The organism is Flavobacterium aquicola (assembly GCF_003385115.1).
In the GTDB taxonomy this organism is placed as follows: domain Bacteria; phylum Bacteroidota; class Bacteroidia; order Flavobacteriales; family Flavobacteriaceae; genus Flavobacterium; species Flavobacterium aquicola.
This window is the reverse complement of the sequence record NZ_QUNI01000004.1, coordinates 366,928-385,049: the sequence shown is the minus strand read 5'-3', so window position 1 is coordinate 385,049 and position 18,122 is coordinate 366,928. Positions and strand designations below refer to the sequence as shown.

General features: G+C 35.2%; 10 protein-coding genes. All 10 read left to right on the top strand.

The annotated features are described in order from the left end of the window. Nucleotides 1-22: 22 nt before the first annotated feature. The 10 genes from C8P67_RS09185 (at nucleotide 23) to C8P67_RS09140 (ending at nucleotide 17,946) form a co-directional block, all read left to right on the top strand. A complete protein-coding gene (locus C8P67_RS09185) occupies nucleotides 23-1,219 on the top strand; it encodes an acetate/propionate family kinase (RefSeq protein WP_115812788.1) in 1,197 nt (398 codons plus the stop codon). A 100-nt stretch (nucleotides 1,220-1,319) separates the two neighbouring features. Next, nucleotides 1,320-4,067 carry a helix-turn-helix and ligand-binding sensor domain-containing protein gene (locus tag C8P67_RS09180; protein WP_115812574.1) on the top strand — a complete coding sequence of 916 codons (2,748 nt, stop codon included), beginning with the start codon at nucleotides 1,320-1,322 and terminating at the stop codon, nucleotides 4,065-4,067. Nucleotides 4,068-4,309: 242 nt separating this feature from the next. Then, on the top strand, nucleotides 4,310-7,318 hold the full coding sequence (locus C8P67_RS09175; RefSeq protein ID WP_115812572.1) for a SusC/RagA family TonB-linked outer membrane protein: 3,009 nt from the start codon (nucleotides 4,310-4,312) through the stop codon (nucleotides 7,316-7,318). A gap of 4 nt (nucleotides 7,319-7,322) precedes the next feature. Then, nucleotides 7,323-8,801, top strand: coding sequence for a RagB/SusD family nutrient uptake outer membrane protein (locus C8P67_RS09170; RefSeq protein ID WP_115812570.1), 1,479 nt, complete (start codon nucleotides 7,323-7,325; stop codon nucleotides 8,799-8,801). Between the two features lie 16 nt (nucleotides 8,802-8,817). After that, nucleotides 8,818-9,795 carry a LamG-like jellyroll fold domain-containing protein gene (locus C8P67_RS09165; RefSeq protein ID WP_170141437.1) on the top strand — a complete coding sequence of 326 codons (978 nt, stop codon included), beginning with the start codon at nucleotides 8,818-8,820 and terminating at the stop codon, nucleotides 9,793-9,795. A 72-nt stretch (nucleotides 9,796-9,867) separates the two neighbouring features. Next, nucleotides 9,868-11,256 (top strand): glucoamylase family protein, encoded by a 1,389-nt coding sequence (locus tag C8P67_RS09160; RefSeq protein ID WP_115812566.1) that lies wholly within the window; start codon nucleotides 9,868-9,870, stop codon nucleotides 11,254-11,256. A gap of 6 nt (nucleotides 11,257-11,262) precedes the next feature. Next, a complete protein-coding gene (locus C8P67_RS09155; protein WP_115812786.1) occupies nucleotides 11,263-11,967 on the top strand; it encodes a carboxylesterase family protein in 705 nt (234 codons plus the stop codon). Nucleotides 11,968-11,981: 14 nt separating this feature from the next. Continuing rightward, complete coding sequence (bglX, locus tag C8P67_RS09150; protein ID WP_115812564.1) at nucleotides 11,982-14,282, top strand: beta-glucosidase BglX; 2,301 nt, start codon at nucleotides 11,982-11,984, stop codon at nucleotides 14,280-14,282. 258 nt (nucleotides 14,283-14,540) lie between these two features. Next, nucleotides 14,541-16,463, top strand: coding sequence for a family 43 glycosylhydrolase (locus C8P67_RS09145; protein WP_115812784.1), 1,923 nt, complete (start codon nucleotides 14,541-14,543; stop codon nucleotides 16,461-16,463). Between the two features lie 109 nt (nucleotides 16,464-16,572). Further along, entirely contained in the window at nucleotides 16,573-17,946 is a 1,374-nt protein-coding gene (locus C8P67_RS09140; protein ID WP_115812562.1) for a M20/M25/M40 family metallo-hydrolase, read from the top strand. The last annotated feature ends 176 nt before the right edge of the window (nucleotides 17,947-18,122 follow it).

Genomic DNA, 18,122 nt, shown 5'->3' with positions numbered 1-18,122 from the left:
GCCTTACCAACTTAAAAAAAAAATGAAAGTAGTAATAATAAACTCAGGGAGTTCTTCTATAAAATATCAGCTAATTGAAATGCCTTCTGGCGAAGTGGTCTGTTCAGGAATGATTGACAGAATTGGTCTGGAAACTTCTAATTTTAGTTATGTAACCAAAACTGATAAAGTAGAAGAAATTCTGCCAATCGCTAATCATAAAATTGGGCTCAATAAAATCGCTCAATTGCTGATGGATGATAAGAAAGGAGTTATAAAAAGCACTAAAGAGATTATAGCTGTAGGGCATCGAGTGGTGCATGGTGGCAGCTCATTTTCGGATACAACTTTGATTACTCCCGAAGTTAAAGAAGAAATAAGAAAGTTATGCGATATAGCTCCTCTGCATAATCCTGCTCATTTAGAAGGAATTATTGTTGCCGAAGAAATTTTTGCAGATGCCAAACAAGTTGCTGTTTTTGATACTGCTTTTCATCAGGCTATGCCTGAAGTGGCTTATAAATATGCGATTCCTACTCATTTCTTAAAAGAGAATAAACTTAGAGTGTACGGATTTCATGGAACATCTCATAAATATGTTTCAGAAAAAGCAATTCAATATCTAAAATCAGAAAATAAACCGTTCAAAAATATTATTACTGTGCATTTGGGTAATGGCTGTAGTATTACTGCTGTGAAAGATGGGAAATGTATTGATACCTCGATGGGTTTTACACCAATTAGTGGATTGATTATGGGAACTCGAAGTGGGGATATTGACTCATCTGTATTGTTTTATATGATGAAAGCATTGAATTATACTGTAGATGAAGTTAGTACTTTATTGCAAAAACAAAGCGGAATGCTTGGATTGACGGGATATAGCGATTTAAGAGATATTGAATCCAATGCCGAGCAGGGAAATAAGGATTGCCAATTGGCTTTGGCAATGAATGCCTACCGAATAAAAAAATATATTGGTTCCTATACTGCAGCTCTAAACGGCTTAGATGCAATTGTTTTTACTGCAGGAATTGGTGAAAATTCAGCCAATATGAGAAAGCTGGTTTGTACCGATATGGACTTTTTTGGTATCCAATTGAACGATGCCGAAAACGAAATTCGTTCTAAAGAGATCAGGGAAATTAATTTACCAGAATCAAAAACAAAAGTTTTGGTTGTTCCTACGAATGAGGAAATCGAAATTGCTAATCAGGTATATAGTTTGCTTTTAAAGTAAAAGATAATAAATGTTTCAACAAAGAGCTTCTGTTTACAGAGGCTTTTTTTGTGTTTTTAATTGAAGAAATGTAATTATATTTGATAAAAACTTTAACATTTTGAAAACTAAATTATTCTGTATATTCTTTTTTTGTTTCCTGTCAATACAGCTTACTGCCCAGGAACTGCTTCCTTTTGTTGAAAATTACAGCAAATCGGATTATCAGGGTGATAACCAGATTTGGAATGCTGTGCAGGGAAAAGACAATGTAATGTATTTTGCCAACAATAATTATTTACTTAGGTATGATGGTGTAAAATGGGAGAAATATAAACTGCCTAATAAAACAATAATCCGATCTATAATGGTCGAAGGAGATAAAATTTATTCGGGTTCTTATCAGGAGTTCGGCTACTGGTACCGAAAAGATGCCAAGATGCATTATGTTTCTATTTCCAAAGGAAGGAAAGTCTTTGATGAAAAGAATAATAATGACGAAATATGGAAGATATTTAAGTTTAATAATAAAATTTATTTTCAATCCTTTAATGGTCTTTTTGCATATGACGGAAAAGTGATTAAAGAAATAAAGTTCCCTTTTTTGGTTTCCTATTGTTTTGTTGTTGACAATGAATTGTTGATTGCATCTGTAGAAAAAGGAATTTACAGACTAAATAATGTAGAGATTGAAAAAGTAGAAGGCTTATCACTTTTAGAAAACAATGTGATACATGCTATTCAGAAGCATCAGGGAAAAACCTATTTTTTTACCAAAAAGCATGGAGTTTATGTTTTAGATAATAATATTCTGAGTCCTTGGAAAAATGAATTAAATGAAATTTTAAAATCTGCCAATATTAATGTTGCTCAATTCATCAAAAACAACAAACTGATTATTGGTACCGCAAATAATGGTGTTTATATCCTGGACTTGACAGACGGTACTCATAAAAACATCAATAGGAATAATGTTTTGATGAATAATTCTATTTTGAGTATTGGGCAGGACAAGGAAAATGATTTGTGGCTGGGTCTTGATAACGGAATCGCTCACATCGAAGTAAATTCCCCGATTTCGATATTTTATGACAGTTCAGGTATTTTAGGTTCGGTTTATTCAGTAGCGAGTACGCCGCAGGGGTATTTGATGGCTTCTAATCATGGTGTTTTTAAGTATGAAAGGAAAAAGCTTTCTTTAATTCCCAGTACGCAAGGACAGGCTTGGGTTATTAGTAAAATAGACAATCAGTATCTTATCGGACATAATGAAGGAACATATATTTATAAAAATGGTGTATTCAGCAAACTAAGTACAATAAACGGCGGATGGAATCTAGCTAAAAGTGCTATTAATAATTCCTATCTGCAGGCTACTTACAGCGGTGTTGTTATTTATAATGATGCCAATAATCTACAGGAAAAGCAAGCTATAAAAGGATTGCTGAGACCAATTAAATATCTTGCCCAAAACAGGAAGAATGAAATTTGGGCAGCAGATATTAATAGAGGTTTATATCGTATTTTATACAATGATGCCTATGAAACCATAAAACCCGATAATGTAACTCAGCGCAGTAAAATAAGCAATGACTTTGGGGTTAAAATATTTGAGTTTAGAAATGAAATCCTCTTTTTGATAAATAATTCCTGGTATACATTTAATTCTCTCACTAATCAATTGGAAGCTAATCAATTGTTTAATGATAATTTCAAAAATGTTTCCAATATTGTTTCTATCGATGAAAACCATTTTATGGTACTTCAGGATGGGCTTTTGTATCATATTTATGCTAAAGGATCTAAGTTCATCAGAAACAGTATTCAGGAGAAATATTATAAAGGAAAAATCATCAATGACAATCTTAAGATTTTTAAAGATAAAAATAACTATCTGCTGAATCTCGATGACGGTTTTATTTCTTTGGATTTAAAGGATAATACTAATGAAAAAGCTAATGTAAAGATTGAAGCTTTTAATGATGGTGTTTTAGTCGAAAACAATTCTAAAATTAAACACAATTCAGAGTTGAGAATTGATGTGATATCAGGGGTTTACGGAGCTTCGAAACCGGATTTGTTTTACAGGCTAAACGGCACAAAGGAATATGTGCCAATAAAAGAAGGATTGGTGCTTTTGAACAATCTTACCAGTGGTTCTCATGAAGTGACGATTTATAATAATGACGGACTGCGCTATAATAAAGCTGCTGATTTTCAATTTTCGGTAGCCAATGCCTGGTATTATTCATTTTGGATGATTTGTGTCTATCTTATTGTGGTTGGACTCATTTTATATCTTTATTACAAATGGAATAAGATGAAATACATTCAGAAGCTTAAACTGCAGAAAGAAGAGTTAAAGCATCAAAGAGAAATTCTTGAAATGGAATTGAAAGCCGAGAATGAGTTAAACAGACAGGAATATGAAAAACACATTCTGGAACTGGAACTTCAGTCCAAATCTTCAGAAGTAGCAGGTAAATCACTTTCTATTGCTAAGCAGAGTGAAATGATTGAAAACATACAAAATATATTAGACTCCGAATCAGATTTCAATAAGCTAAAAAGCGAAATTAAAAAAGCGATAAAGATTAATGCTGTTAATAAGCATGAATGGGAGGTCTTTGAGACTAATCTAAATCAGATAAATAATGAGTTCATTATTGCTCTTTCGAAACAATATCCAAATTTGACTTCTAAGGATATTAAACTCTGTGTTTACCTTAAAATGAATCTTTCCTCTAAGGAAATTGCTCCTATGATGAATATTTCTTTTCGAGGAGTAGAACTGCATCGCTACCGTTTAAGGAAGAAACTTGGACTTTCTCAAGAAGAAATACTTTCTAAATTTTTATTATCTATATAAATATCAGTGTTTTTTTATTAATAATATATTTATTTTGCATAATTTTTGCATTAAAACAATACATCATTGCTACATCATTGTTCTTTGACGTACTTTCTGGTAGGTTTGTTAACACCTTTAAAACAAGGCTTTATGAAAATAAAAACATGTTTTGATGTATTCATGTAGTAGTGTCACTTCTTCTACTACAACGTTGTAATTAGTTAATTTAGCTGAACTAACTTAAAACGTTTAACAAACCTATGAGAAATTTTATTTTTAGCTTTTTAGCACTCATTCTGCTTCCAGCATATATGTCTGGTCAAGTAATCAAAGGAAAAGTAGTAGATCAGACCGGACTTGGAGTTCCTGGAGCATTTGTTGTCTCGGGAAATGCTTCAACCGATACTGATTTTGATGGTGGTTTTAGTATCAATGCCAAAGAAGGCGATATACTAAAAATTAGTTTAGTGGGTTTTGAGTCTGTATCAGTGGCAGCAAAACTGACGCTAATGACTATTACAATGAAAGAATCCGAAGACACTGCTCTTAAAGAAGTAGTAGTTATTGGATATGGTACAAGAAAGAAGGTAGATAATACGACTGCTATTTCTTCTATAAAAGCGGAGGAGATTACTAGAACTAAAGTAATGAATGCTTCGCAGGCTATTCAGGGAAAAGCCGCTGGAGTTCAGGTAATCAGTTCAGATGCACCGGGAAGTATGCCTTCGGTTGTAATCCGTGGATTAGGTACTGCATTGGGAGGAAAAAACCCTTTGTATATTGTAGATGGAATGCCAACAGAGAATACCAATAATATTAATACAAATGACATTACTTCGTATGAAATTTTAAAAGATGCATCAGCATTGGCGATTTATGGGACTCGAGCTGCAAATGGTGTGATTATTATTACTACTAAAAAGGGCAAGGGTGATAAAATTTCTGTAGAAATTGAAAGTTTTGCTGGAATTAGAGAGCCTTTGAAGAAAGTAAAAATGGCAGGAAGTAATAAATACTCACATTATTCAAATGTCGCTTTACAGTCCACCAAATTTTCTCAGGATCAGCCAGTGAATACAGATTGGTTTGATGAGATTACCAGAACAGGGACTTATACTCAAAATAATGCTTCCATATCTGGTTCTACGGAGAATATTAAATATTTTTTCAGTTTAGGTAATTATTCTGAAAAAGGTATTCTGCTTGGCTTAGATTACGATAGAGTCACTTTCAGAAATAATAATGAATTTAAACTTTCTAAAAAGTTGACTATTAATCAAAATTTTAGTTTGAGTTCTACTAAATCGGTCCCAAAACCATTGAGTGCGTTTACAAATGCTTATAAACAATCTCCTATTGTCCCAGTTTATTTTCCAAATGGCCAGTATGGCGTTTCATGGGTTGGAGCTGACGGGTTTGCAAGTACATCTGGTTCATCATTCAATAATGTTGGAAATCCTGTCGCTCAACTGAATTATTTTGATGAAAAGCAAAAAAGCGTTTTGTTACAAGGCGGATTGAAATTAGATTATGAAATAATTAAATCCTTGAAATTTACTTCTCAGTTTAATGGGGAGTATTATAACTGGAAAAATTATAATTATGAGGATACTAAGGCAATCTGGGAATCAAGTAATAATCCTGGGCAATTAAGCACAATTATTTATCCGGCTGATAAAAATATTAATTTCTTAACAAAAGGACGAGAAGAATATTTTAATTGGAATTTATCAAACTATTTGACTTATAATAAGGTTTTTGCTGACATTCATGATGTTGAGGTAACAGCTGGAATTGAGACATCAGTTAAAGGATCTAGAGAGAAATTAACTATAGGGAGAAGAAATGTGAATCCTAATGCTAATTATTGGTCTTTAAAAGATGTGAATTACGCAGGAGATGATATAACTAATTATAGAGATGAAACATTTAATGAATTAAGATTGGCTTCTTACTTTGGACGTTTTCAATACAAATTGAAAGATAGATATCTACTTACAGGTACAATCAGACGTGATGGATCTTCAAATTTCGGAAAAGATTATCGTTGGGGTAATTTTCCTGCTTTTGGTTTAGGATGGATTATTACCAAAGAAAGTTTTATGGCAGATATAAAAGCAATTAATGTGTTAAAATTAAGAGGAGGCTGGGGTAGATTAGGAAATCAAAATGTACCGCTTAACAATCAATCGTATGCATCCGGATTAAGCAGTTATTTAGGAGGTTCAATTTTAAATGAAGGAACAACCATTAATTCTCAGATTGACCCAAGCTTATCTTGGGAGGTAACAGAAGAAACTTCTATTGGTCTTGACTTTGAATTATTAGATAGCAGATTAAAAGGAACATTTGATGTATATGATAAAAATACCAATAATGTTATTTTATATACTAAGCCCATTACTACAAGTGGAATCACTTATGAATCTGCAGGACATGTCGGCGAAGTTTCGAACAAAGGGTATGAAATTTCTTTGCGCTGGGATGATAAAATAAATGATGATTTATCGTATTGGGTCGGTGGAAATTATTCAAACAATAAGAATGAATTAACAGGGACAAAAAAAGTCTTTTTATCAATTCAGGATGGTGGTAATTTAGGAAATGGACAAAACACCAAGATTTTAGATGATACCTCTGTTGGGCAGCCTTTAGGTAGTTTTTATATGTATGAGTATGCAGGTATAGATGCAGCAAATGGTAAAATGCTGTACTATAATGCAGCTGGAGCTAAAGTTACTCAGGATGCTTTGAATTTAAACACTGATAGAATATATGTAGGTTCTATTATGCCGACATCTACATATGGAGTTACATTAGGGGTAAACTATAAAAACTTTGACCTGTCAGTGGATGGTTATGGTACTGCTGGAGCAAAGGTATATAATGGAAAAAAAGCACAGCGTTTTAGCGGAGAAAATATCGAAGATTCATTAGCAACAGATTTTTGGACTGTTAATAATACCTCAGCAACAAATCCTGGACCGTTCAATCAAGTTCCTGTTGCATCTACTTATTATCTGGAATCAGGTGATTTTTTTAGAATTAACAATATAACTTTAGGATACAAACTGCCAATAAAAGAAGATGGCTGGGTTAGTTCCTGCAGATTATATGTAAATGCAATTAATCCTTTTATCACCCAAAAATTTTCTGGTTTCTCTCCTGAATTAGTAGGTGACGGGGAACCTACTAAAACACAAGGAGTTGAGTTGGATGCTTATCCTACTTTGAGATCGTTTGTTATTGGTGCTAATTTAAAATTTTAATACAATGAAAAAGATATATATAGCAGCGTTTGTATTTTCAACATTCTTTTTTGCAGGTTGTGCAGACGATTATTTAGATGTAGACCAAACCGAGTCTATTTCTACAAAAGATACAGAATTGTTTAATAATGATGCAGGTGCCACTACGTTTGTTACAGCAATTTATAATAAGTTTTTAAATTGGGATATGACTTCATTCGGATGGATAGGTCTTTCAAGTATTACTTCTGATGATGCTGATAAAGGATCGTCTCCAGGTGATACAGGTACTGATAAAGATGTACTGGATGCATTAACATATGACGCATCAAATCCTTCTGCAGAAAGTACTTTTACTGCTAATTATGCTGGAATAAACAGATGTAATCAGGCTTTAAATATAATTCCTCAATTGGATAAGGCAGATCCAGTTCTGCGTACCAGATTAATTGGAGAAGCTAAATTCTTAAGAGCTTTTATGTATTTTACTTTGGTTAAATGTTATGGAGGCGTACCTATTATAGATCATTTGCCGAATCCATCATCTGAAGCAGATAGAATTATGCTGTCAACGCGAAAATCATCTGCTGAAGTTTATGCGTATATCGAAAATGACCTTAATGATGCAATTGCTGCTTTACCATTAAAATCACAATATTCATCTTCTGAAAAAGCCAGAGCTTCAAAAGGTGCTGCTTATGCTTTACTGGCAAAAGTCAATTTATATCAAAAAAATTGGCAAAAAGTAATAGACAACTGTAATTTAGTTACCGGCTATTCTATTGTTCCGGATTATGCTTCAATGTTTCAATTGGCAGGAGAAAATGGCCCTGAGTCAATTTTTGAAATTAATGGAGTTGGGGCTGTACCAATTAAAGGAATTGAAGGATATTCCAATACACAAGGTGCGAGAGGTGCCGGTGGATGGGGCTGGGGTTTTAATACTCCTTCAGAAAGTTTGGTAAATGCATATGAAGCAGGAGATAAAAGAAAAAATGCTACAATCATTTTCGCAGGGACTACATTATACGATGGAAGATTCGTACCATTAACGGTTGAAAATCCAAGATATAATTATAAAGCATACTCATCTACTTTTACTGATGCTTGGGAAACTGATACCAATATTAAATACTTAAGATATGCTGAAGTTTTATTAATGAAAGCTGAAGCTCTTAATGAATTAGGACAAACTTATGAGGCTATACCGTTGTTAAATCAAATTAGAAATAGAGCAGGATTAGCAAATACGGTTTTTAGTTCTCAGTCAGATATCAGAATGGCAATATGGAGAGAAAGAAGAGTAGAAATGGCTTTTGAGCACGATAGATTTTTTGACTTGGTACGTACAGGGCAGGCTAAAGCAGCTTTTGCTGCTGATATCAGTCCTAGTTTTCCTAATGGCAAAACCTTTACCGAAGGGAAAAATGAACTGTTTCCAATTCCAGCAACATTTATTAGACAAGCAGGCGGATTATCTCAGCAAAATCCTGGTTATAATTAATTTAAAAAAAAGTAAAATGAAAAAAAATAAATATATTTTCTTGTTTGCTTCGGTTATAGCCATGCAATTTTTTGTAAGCTGTAACGAGGAAAGTATTGATAAGGTAAATGATCCAATTCCTTACGAGCCAATTGGAGGTTATGACAGCTCTGATGAAATTGCTGCTGAAAATCTAGTTTCCAAATTTAGCTTCGAAAACAATTTGACTGACAGTAAAGGTAATATCAGCAATCCATTGGAAACAAATATTGGTTATGCTGAAGGGGCAAAAGGAAATGCATACATGGGGTCAAGTTCCCAAGACCGTTATTTTGTTGGTAATGCCAGTACCGCAATTACTTCCTTAAATAGTTTTACGTTTTCTTTTTGGATGAATACAGCCAATACAGTCGATCCCGCTACACCAGGTCAGGGAAAAGGTGCTCAGGGTATTTTTACAGTAGTTCGTCCAACTGAGTTTTGGGGAGGATTAAACGTATTTTTAGAAAACCCGGACGGAGCTCATCCAGATCGTATTCGTTTGAAATTCAGTTTAGAGAACGGAAGAGATGGTGTTGCGTGGAGAGGACAGGGAGCTATTGTCAATATCGATAATAGTTTAAACAAATGGATACATGTTGTTTTTTCTTATGATGCAGCAAAAAGTACAATATCTGCATACATAAACGGTGAGTTAGCAAGTAATTTAGGCAGTTTCCCGTATGCACCTGCCGAGGGAGTAAATGGAACAGCTGTTTTGTATGCTGATAATCCTGGAAGTATTGATAATATGAATGGTGCTCCGAAGTACGGTGATTTTCAAATGGTTGGAACCAACGGGAAAATTGTTTTTGGGACACATCAATTTGAAACGACGCCACCTCAGAATAATGGAGGTCAGCAAGATTGGGCGACTAGTTACGCTGGACTATTAGATGAGTTCAGAATTTACAATATTGCTCTTATTCCAAGCGATGTTCGCTTTTTATACAAATTAGAAAAAGATAATAGATAAGAATTCATTTTACACACCTGATTCTGTTCAGAAATCAGGTGTGTATTTTTTTAGCCATTAAATTTTATAAAAATGAAAAGTCATTTATTCGTATTGATTTTTTTGAATTTCTTTAATTCATGCTCATCATCAACTCCATCGGAAGGGAATACTGGAGGTACGCCTTTGCCTACGACTCCAACAGCACCAATAACTGCTTTGACAGATGAACAAGCAATGGATCAGGTTCAAAAAGATGCTATAAAGTACTTTTGGGATTATGCAGAATCCAATTCAAAATTGGGAAGAGAACGTTATCATACTGATAATCCTGGATTCGAAGCTAATAAAGTAACCACTGGAGGTTCAGGTTTTGGACTAATGTCTTTGATAGTTGGAATAGAAAGAGGATTTATTCCAAGAGCCGAAGCCGTTACCCGAATGACTACAGCAATGGATTTTCTCGAAAAAGCCGATCGTTTTCACGGAGCATGGTCGCATTGGATAGATGGATCTACAGGGAAAGCTATTTCTTTTGGGAATAAAGATGACGGCGGCGATATTGTTGAAACTGCTTTTTTGTGCCAAGGATTGATTGCCGTACGGGAATATTTCAAAAATGGTAGCATTCAGGAAAAAGCATTGTCTTCAAAAGCTGATAATCTTTGGAAAGGTGTAGAATGGAGCTGGTACACAAACAGCGAAAATGCAATGTACTGGCATTGGTCTCCTACTTATCAATGGGAAATGAAATTCAAATTAGAAGGATACAACGAGTGTTTAATCGCTTATATTTTGGGAGCCGCTTCAACAACTCATCCAATTCCTGCAGCAGCTTATCACGAAGGCTGGACAAGAAACGGAACAATAGCAACCGGAAAAACACAATACGGAATTCCATTGGTTTTCAAATATAATACTGTCAGCGGAAATGCAGGACCATTGTTTTGGGCGCAGTATTCGTATTTAGGATTAGACCCTTCGCAATTGTCTGATAAATATGCTAATTATTGGGAATTAACTCAAAATCAGGCAAAAATCATTTACAGCCACTGCGTCGCAAATCCAAAAAATTGGAACGGTTACTCTGAAAAATGCTGGGGACTTACGGCCAGTTATTCTCGAAATCCAGACGGAACAACAGGTTATTCAGCTCATGATACCGATAATGATTTGGGAGTAATTACGCCGACAGCAGCATTGTCTTCTTTTCCATATACTCCAAAAGAGAGCATGAAATTTTTGCATTATCTATACGATGAAAAGAAAAGTACTTATGTTGGAATTGCTGGACCTTATGACGCATTCTCCCCGCAGTATAATTGGGTTACACCTCGTTATCTCGCAATAGATCAAGGAACAATAGCGCCAATGATTGAGAACTACCGCACAGGTATAATATGGAAGTTATTTATGAATGCACCAGAGGTAAAACAAGGCTTGACAAATCTTGGATTTCATTCTGGTAAATATGGATTTTAGATGCAGATGAAATTTCAAATAACGCTGCTGTTATTGTTGTTTTCACTGCTGGGTTTTTCGCAGAGCGAAACTACAGGAAAGATAAAAACAGTAATTGAAATAAAGTATGAGCTAGGATTTGTACTGCATAAACCGGCCAATATAAAAGATAAGAAGCCATTAATAGTTTTTATTTCCGGAGACGGTGAAAAAGGAACTGACATTGAAAAAGTCAAAATTCACGGGCCTTTAAAGTATTTGAAAACTCATGAATTGGATGCTTATGTTTTAGCACCGCAATGCAAAGAAGATGAAAATTGGAATATCGAATCGATTTATCAACTGATTGAAAAAATCCAGAAAGAAAATAATATTGATTCAGATAGAATCTATGTTACAGGCTTAAGTTCTGGAAGCTGGGCAGCTTGGAATCTTGCGCTTTCATATCCTGATAAATTTGCAGCAATTGTACCAATTTCAGGATTTGTAGATCTGATTCAGCTTGAAGGAGTTTGTAAAATTGCGAATATTCCAACTAGGATTTTTCATGGCCTGCTTGACGATGTTGTAAAAGTAGATTATGCCATTTCGGTTTACAAAGAGTTAAAAAAATGCAGTGCCAAAGATGTTCAACTGACCATTTTTGATGATGCCGGTCACGATAGCTGGACAAGAGTTTACGACAGTCCGGAGATTTACAACTGGATGTTTAAACAGATAAAAAATAAATAAATAAAAATTTCAGAATGAAAAATACATTAGTCGTACTTTTTTTAGGATGTGCTGTTTTGGGTTATGCCCAAAAAAAGAGCACCAAAAATGCGGTAAAAATTAAACCTAAAACCGAATTCGTTGCCGAGCTGTTATCCAAAATGACTTTGGAAGAAAAGCTGGGACAATTGAATCTGCCAACATCGGGAGATATTACAACTGGACAGGCAAACAGTTCTAATGTTGCAAAAAATATCGCAGAAGGAAAAGTGGGCGGTCTGTTCAATATAAAATCGGTACAGAAAATTAAAGAAGTACAGAAGATAGCTGTTGAAAAAAGCCGTTTAAAAATTCCGCTGCTTTTTGGTATGGATGTTATTCACGGTTACGAAACTACTTTCCCGATTCCGCTTGGACTTTCTTGTACTTGGGATATGAATTTAATTGAAAGAAGTGCTGAAATTGCCGCTCAGGAAGCAAGTGCCGACGGAATCAACTGGACTTTTTCTCCTATGGTAGATATTTCCCGCGATCCGCGCTGGGGAAGGATTTCTGAAGGTTCTGGGGAAGATCCATATTTGGGAAGCCAAATTGCCAAAGCGATGGTAAATGGATATCAGCAGCATGACCTTTCGAAGAATAATACAATATTGGCATGTGTTAAACATTTTGCTTTGTATGGTGCGCCAGAAGCGGGTCGTGACTACAATACAGTTGATATGAGCCATATCAGAATGTTCAATGATTATTTTCCGCCTTATAAAGCGGCAGTCGATGCCGGAGTAGGATCGGTTATGGCTTCTTTCAATGAAGTTGACGGAATTCCCGCCACTGGAAATAAATGGCTGATGACAGATGTTTTGCGAAAACAATGGGGTTTCAAAGGTTTTGTCGTGACTGATTTTACAGGTATTCCCGAAATGATTGCACATGGCATGGGCGATCTGCAGACTGTAACAGCTATGTCCTTGAATGCCGGAGTTGAGATGGATATGGTTGGTGAAGGATTCTTGACAACTTTGAAAAAATCATTAGATGAAAAGAAAGTTACTATTGAGCAGATCGATAATGCGGTAACTCTTATTTTGAATGCCAAATATGATTTAGGATTATTCGAAGATCCTTATAGATATTGTGATGAAAAAAGAGCAAAAACTGAAATTTTTACCGCTTCCAGCAGAGATGAAGCCAGAAAAACAGCTTCGCAGTCATTGGTTTTGCTAAAAAATCAAAATCAGTTATTGCCTCTGAAAAAATCGGGAACTATTGCACTTATTGGACCATTGGCGGATGCTAAAAACAATATGTCAGGAACTTGGAGCGTGGCTACAAATGGAGAAAAATGTATTTCATTATTGGCAGGAATTCAGGAAGTAGCAGGTAAATCGACAAAAGTACTGTATGCCAAAGGAAGCAATCTGGATTATGATGAAACTTTTGAGACAAATGCCACAATGTTTGGCAAAACCTTAAACAGAGACAAACGCTCTAAAGAAGAAATGCTGGCCGAAGCTTTGAAAGTTGCCAATCAAGCCGACGTTATTGTTGCCGCACTTGGCGAATCTGCAGAGATGAGCGGAGAGAGCAGTAGCCGTACCAATCTGGAAATCCCGCAGGCGCAGAAAGATTTATTAAACGAATTATTGAAAACAGGAAAACCTGTAGTGCTAGTATTATTTGACGGCCGTCCATTGGTTTTAAATGATGAAAATGCTAAAGTTCCTGCAATTTTAAATGTTTGGTTTGCCGGCAGCGAAGCGGGTTACGCCATCGCCGATGTTTTGTTTGGTGATGTAAATCCTTCAGGAAAACTGACGACAACTTTTCCAAGAAGTGTTGGTCAGGTGCCGATTTATTATGCTCATAAAAATACAGGAAGACCTTTGTCTAACACAGAAGGTAAATTCGAGAAATTCAGATCTAATTATTTGGACGAAAGAAATGAACCTTTATTTCCTTTTGGCTACGGATTGAGTTACACCAATTTTGAATATTCAAACCCGAAAATTTCATCGGATAAAATGAATGCTGATGGAAAAGTAACTGTTAGTATAGAAGTTGCCAACACCGGAAATTATGATGGAAAAGAAACAGTACAATTGTATATTAAAGATGTTGTTGGATCTGTAACCAGACCCGTTAGAGAACTTAAAGGATTCCAGAAAATAACGCTTAAAAAGGGAGAAAAACAAACAGTAACATTTGATATCACTATAGAAGATTTAAAATTCTATAACTCAGATTTAAAATTTGTTGCTGAATCAGGTCAGTTTGAAGTTTTTATTGGAGGAAACTCAAACGCAGATAAAAAAGTTAAGTTCAATTTGGTCGATTAAATTTGGTTAGTTAGTAGTTTGATTTGCCCTTCGTTTTGGTTAGACGAAGGGCTTTTTTTCAATTATAACAAACTGGATTGTTTCAGATTATTTTTTTTCGCGTGAGGGATTGAAGTGGAGCTCTTTTTTCTTTTCAATTGCCTCGGGTTTAAACCCGAGGCAATTGAAAAGAAAAAAAGCGGGAACAGAAAGCCCGACCCGTAGTTTTTTATGGAGGGACAAGCCCAAAATAAAGTCATTAATATAAATAGAACAAAAATGGATAAATTGTATTCGATAATGCTTTTGCTTTTTTTGATTGGTTTTACAGCCAGTACAGAAGCTCAAAATAATACTGTTGGCGGAAAAACAGACTGGTTTGATCCTAATAAACCAGCCACAACGTATTGTAATCCAATAAACATTGGTTACAATTACACCACTCAAAATCACAATGGCATTCCCGAATCCCGCCGTTCAAGTGCCGATCCTGTGATTATTACTTACAAAGGAGATTATTATCTGTTTGCTACCAATCAGGCTGGTTTTTTTTGGAGCAAAGACATGTCAGACTGGAAATTCGTTTATGGTAGTTTTCAGCGAAATCCAGGTGATGATGACCAGTGTGCGCCTGCGGCTTGGGTTGTAAACGACACTTTATTTTATGTAGGTTCAACATGGAAAAAAGATCACCCGATCTGGAAAACAGCCGATCCAAAATCAGGACGATGGACAAGACATGTAAACACCGCAATGCTGCCAACATGGGATCCTGCTATTTTTCAGGATGATGACAAAAAAGTGTATATGTATTACGGTTCAAGCGGAAAACTGCCTCTGGTTGGTGTTGAGGTTGATTATAATACCTGGCTTCCAAAAGGAAATCAGGAGGATTATGCAAAACTTTATACAGCAACCGAAGTGGAGGATATCCAGAAACCGTATGGACAGGCAAAAGCAGTTGTGGGTTTAGATCCGGCGTCAAATGGCTGGGAGCGCTTTGGCCCGAATAATGATATGGAACCGGCACCTTGGGGAAATTTTATTGAAGGCGCGTGGATGACCAAACACAATGGAAAATATTATATGCAGTATGGCGCTCCGGCTACCGAATTTAAAGGGTATGCTAATGGTGTTCATGTGGGAGATAATCCTTTAGGACCATTTATTTATCAAAAACATAATCCGATGTCGTATAAACCTGGAGGTTTTGTAATTGGTGCCGGACACGGAAATACATTTGCCGATAATTATGGTAATTACTGGAATACGGGAACTTGTAAAATTTCAATTAAAGACCGTTTCGAACGAAGAATTGATATGTTTCCTGCTGGATTTGACAAAGATGATGTTATGTATTCTATTACTTCTTATGGTGATTTTCCAATTGTACTACCTACAGGACAGCGTGACCAGACCAAAGGAGCTTCTTCTGGCTGGATGCTGCTATCGTATAAAAAACCGGTGACAGTTTCATCTTCCGAGGAATGTAAAGATGTCGAAACACACAGAATGGATAATGGAGGCAAAAAAGTTTTTGAAAAAATCTGTTACGACGCTTCGAATGTAACCGATGAAAATATTCAGACCTATTGGTCGGCAACTACAAATGAAGCAGGTGAGTGGTTACAGCTTGATTTAGGCAGAAATATGGAAATTATGGCACTGCAGATCAATTATGCCGATCATAAAGCAACTCAGTACAATAAAGCTATGGATATTTATTATCAGTATAAAATCTATATGTCAGATGATGCGCAAAACTGGACACTAGTAATTGATAAATCAAAAAACGATAAAGACATTCCTCACGATTATGTAGAATTAACAAAATCAATTAAAGCCCGTTATATCAAAATGGTCAATATTCATAATGCTTCAGGACTGTTTGCAGTTTCCGATTTTAGAGTTTTCGGAAATGGACTGTTAGAAAAACCCAAGCCTGTTTCTGATTTTAAAGTAGAAAGAAATAAAACTGATTCCCGCAACGCTATCATTTCATGGAAAAAACAGACTGATGCTGTCGGTTATACTATTTATTACGGAATCGCTCCAGATAAATTATACAATAATATAATGGTTTATGGATACAGCTCTTATGATTTTAGAGGTTTAGATAAAGGGACGCGTTATTATTTCTCGATTGAAGCTTTTAATGAAAATGGTATTGGATTAAAAAATAAGATTATTGAGATAAAATAAATTTAGGTTTTGAGAAAAGTCATCGGATAAATTCCTTTTGGTTGTTTAATTTCGTTTCTTTGTCTTACCCCAAAAAAGGGTCTTAATAACCGATAAAGGAACATTACCTATGAAAAAAACAATTCTTTTAACTGCTTTAGTTTTAAACGGATTGACCTCATTTGCACAATCAAATGATGAAAAAAACATTAAACTATTTTATAAAAAAGCCTTAACCGAATCAAAATGTTATTCTTGGCTGGAATATTTATCTAATGATATTGGAAGCCGTTTGTCAGGATCTGCCAATGCAGCACTGGCTGTTGAATACACAAAATCGCAATTGGAGGGATTAGGTCTTGACAAGGTTTATCTACAGGAAGTAATGGTGCCTCATTGGGTGCGAGGAGAAAAGGAAACCGCATATATTTTAGATAATAAAACCAAAACTACGGTGCCGATCTGCGCTCTAGGCAGTTCCATTGCCACTGCAAAAACCGGCCTTACTGCAGAGGTTATTGAGGTGCAGGGAATTAAGGATTTAGAAGCATTAGGTGATAAAATAAAAGGAAAAATAGTGTTTTTTAACAGACCTATGAATCCTGAAAATATTGAAACGTTTATCTCTTATGGAGCTTGTGTAGATCAAAGATTTGCTGGCGCAAAAGAAGCTGCAAAATTTGGTGCTGTTGGTGCTATTGTTCGTTCAATGAATTTGCGTTTAGATGATTTCCCGCATACTGGAGCACAAAGTTATGGTGATTTGCCAAAAGATAAATACATCCCGACTGCAGCTATCAGTACAAACGGAGCTGAATTATTGAGTGAATCACTAAAAAATAATCCAGCATTAAAGTTTTATTTCAAACAATCCTGCGAAACATTACCTGATGTTTTGTCTCATAATGTAATTGGTGAAATAACTGGTACAGAACATCCTGAGAATATTATGGTAGTAGGAGGCCATCTTGATTCATGGGATTTAGCTGATGGTTCTCATGATGACGGCGCAGGAGTAGTACAGAGTATGGAAGTAATTCGTACTCTTAAAAACCTAAATTACAAGCCAAAAAACACCATTCGTGTAGTGTTGTTTATGAATGAAGAGAATGGGGGTAAAGGCGGTGCTAAATATGAAGAAGCTTCAAAACAAAAGAATGAAAATCATATTTTTGCTTTAGAAAGTGACTCTGGCGGGTTTACTCCAAGAGGTTTTTCTATTGAAGCGGATGATGTTAACTTTAAAAAGATACAAGGTTTTAAAGATTTTTTTGAACCTTACTTAGTTCATAGTTTTACAATTGGTCACGCTGGAGCGGATATTGGTCACTTAACTTCAAATAAAATTGTCAAAGCAGGATTAAAGCCAGATTCTCAGCGTTATTTTGATTACCATCATGCAGCAAATGATAAGTTTGATGCAATTAATAAAAGAGAGTTAGAACTTGGTGCAGCGACTATGACGTCACTTATTTATTTGATAGATCAAAAAGGGATAGAATAATTTTAATGATTATGATTTTAATGACAGCCTGCATGGAATTTAATTCCTGCAGGTTTTTTGTTTAAAAGTAAAATCAGGGATGCTTGAAAAGTTAATAATTGAAATATTGATTTAGTCATAAATAAATGTAAAAATCTTAATTTTTCAAACTCACTTGCTTTTTATTGCACAAAATA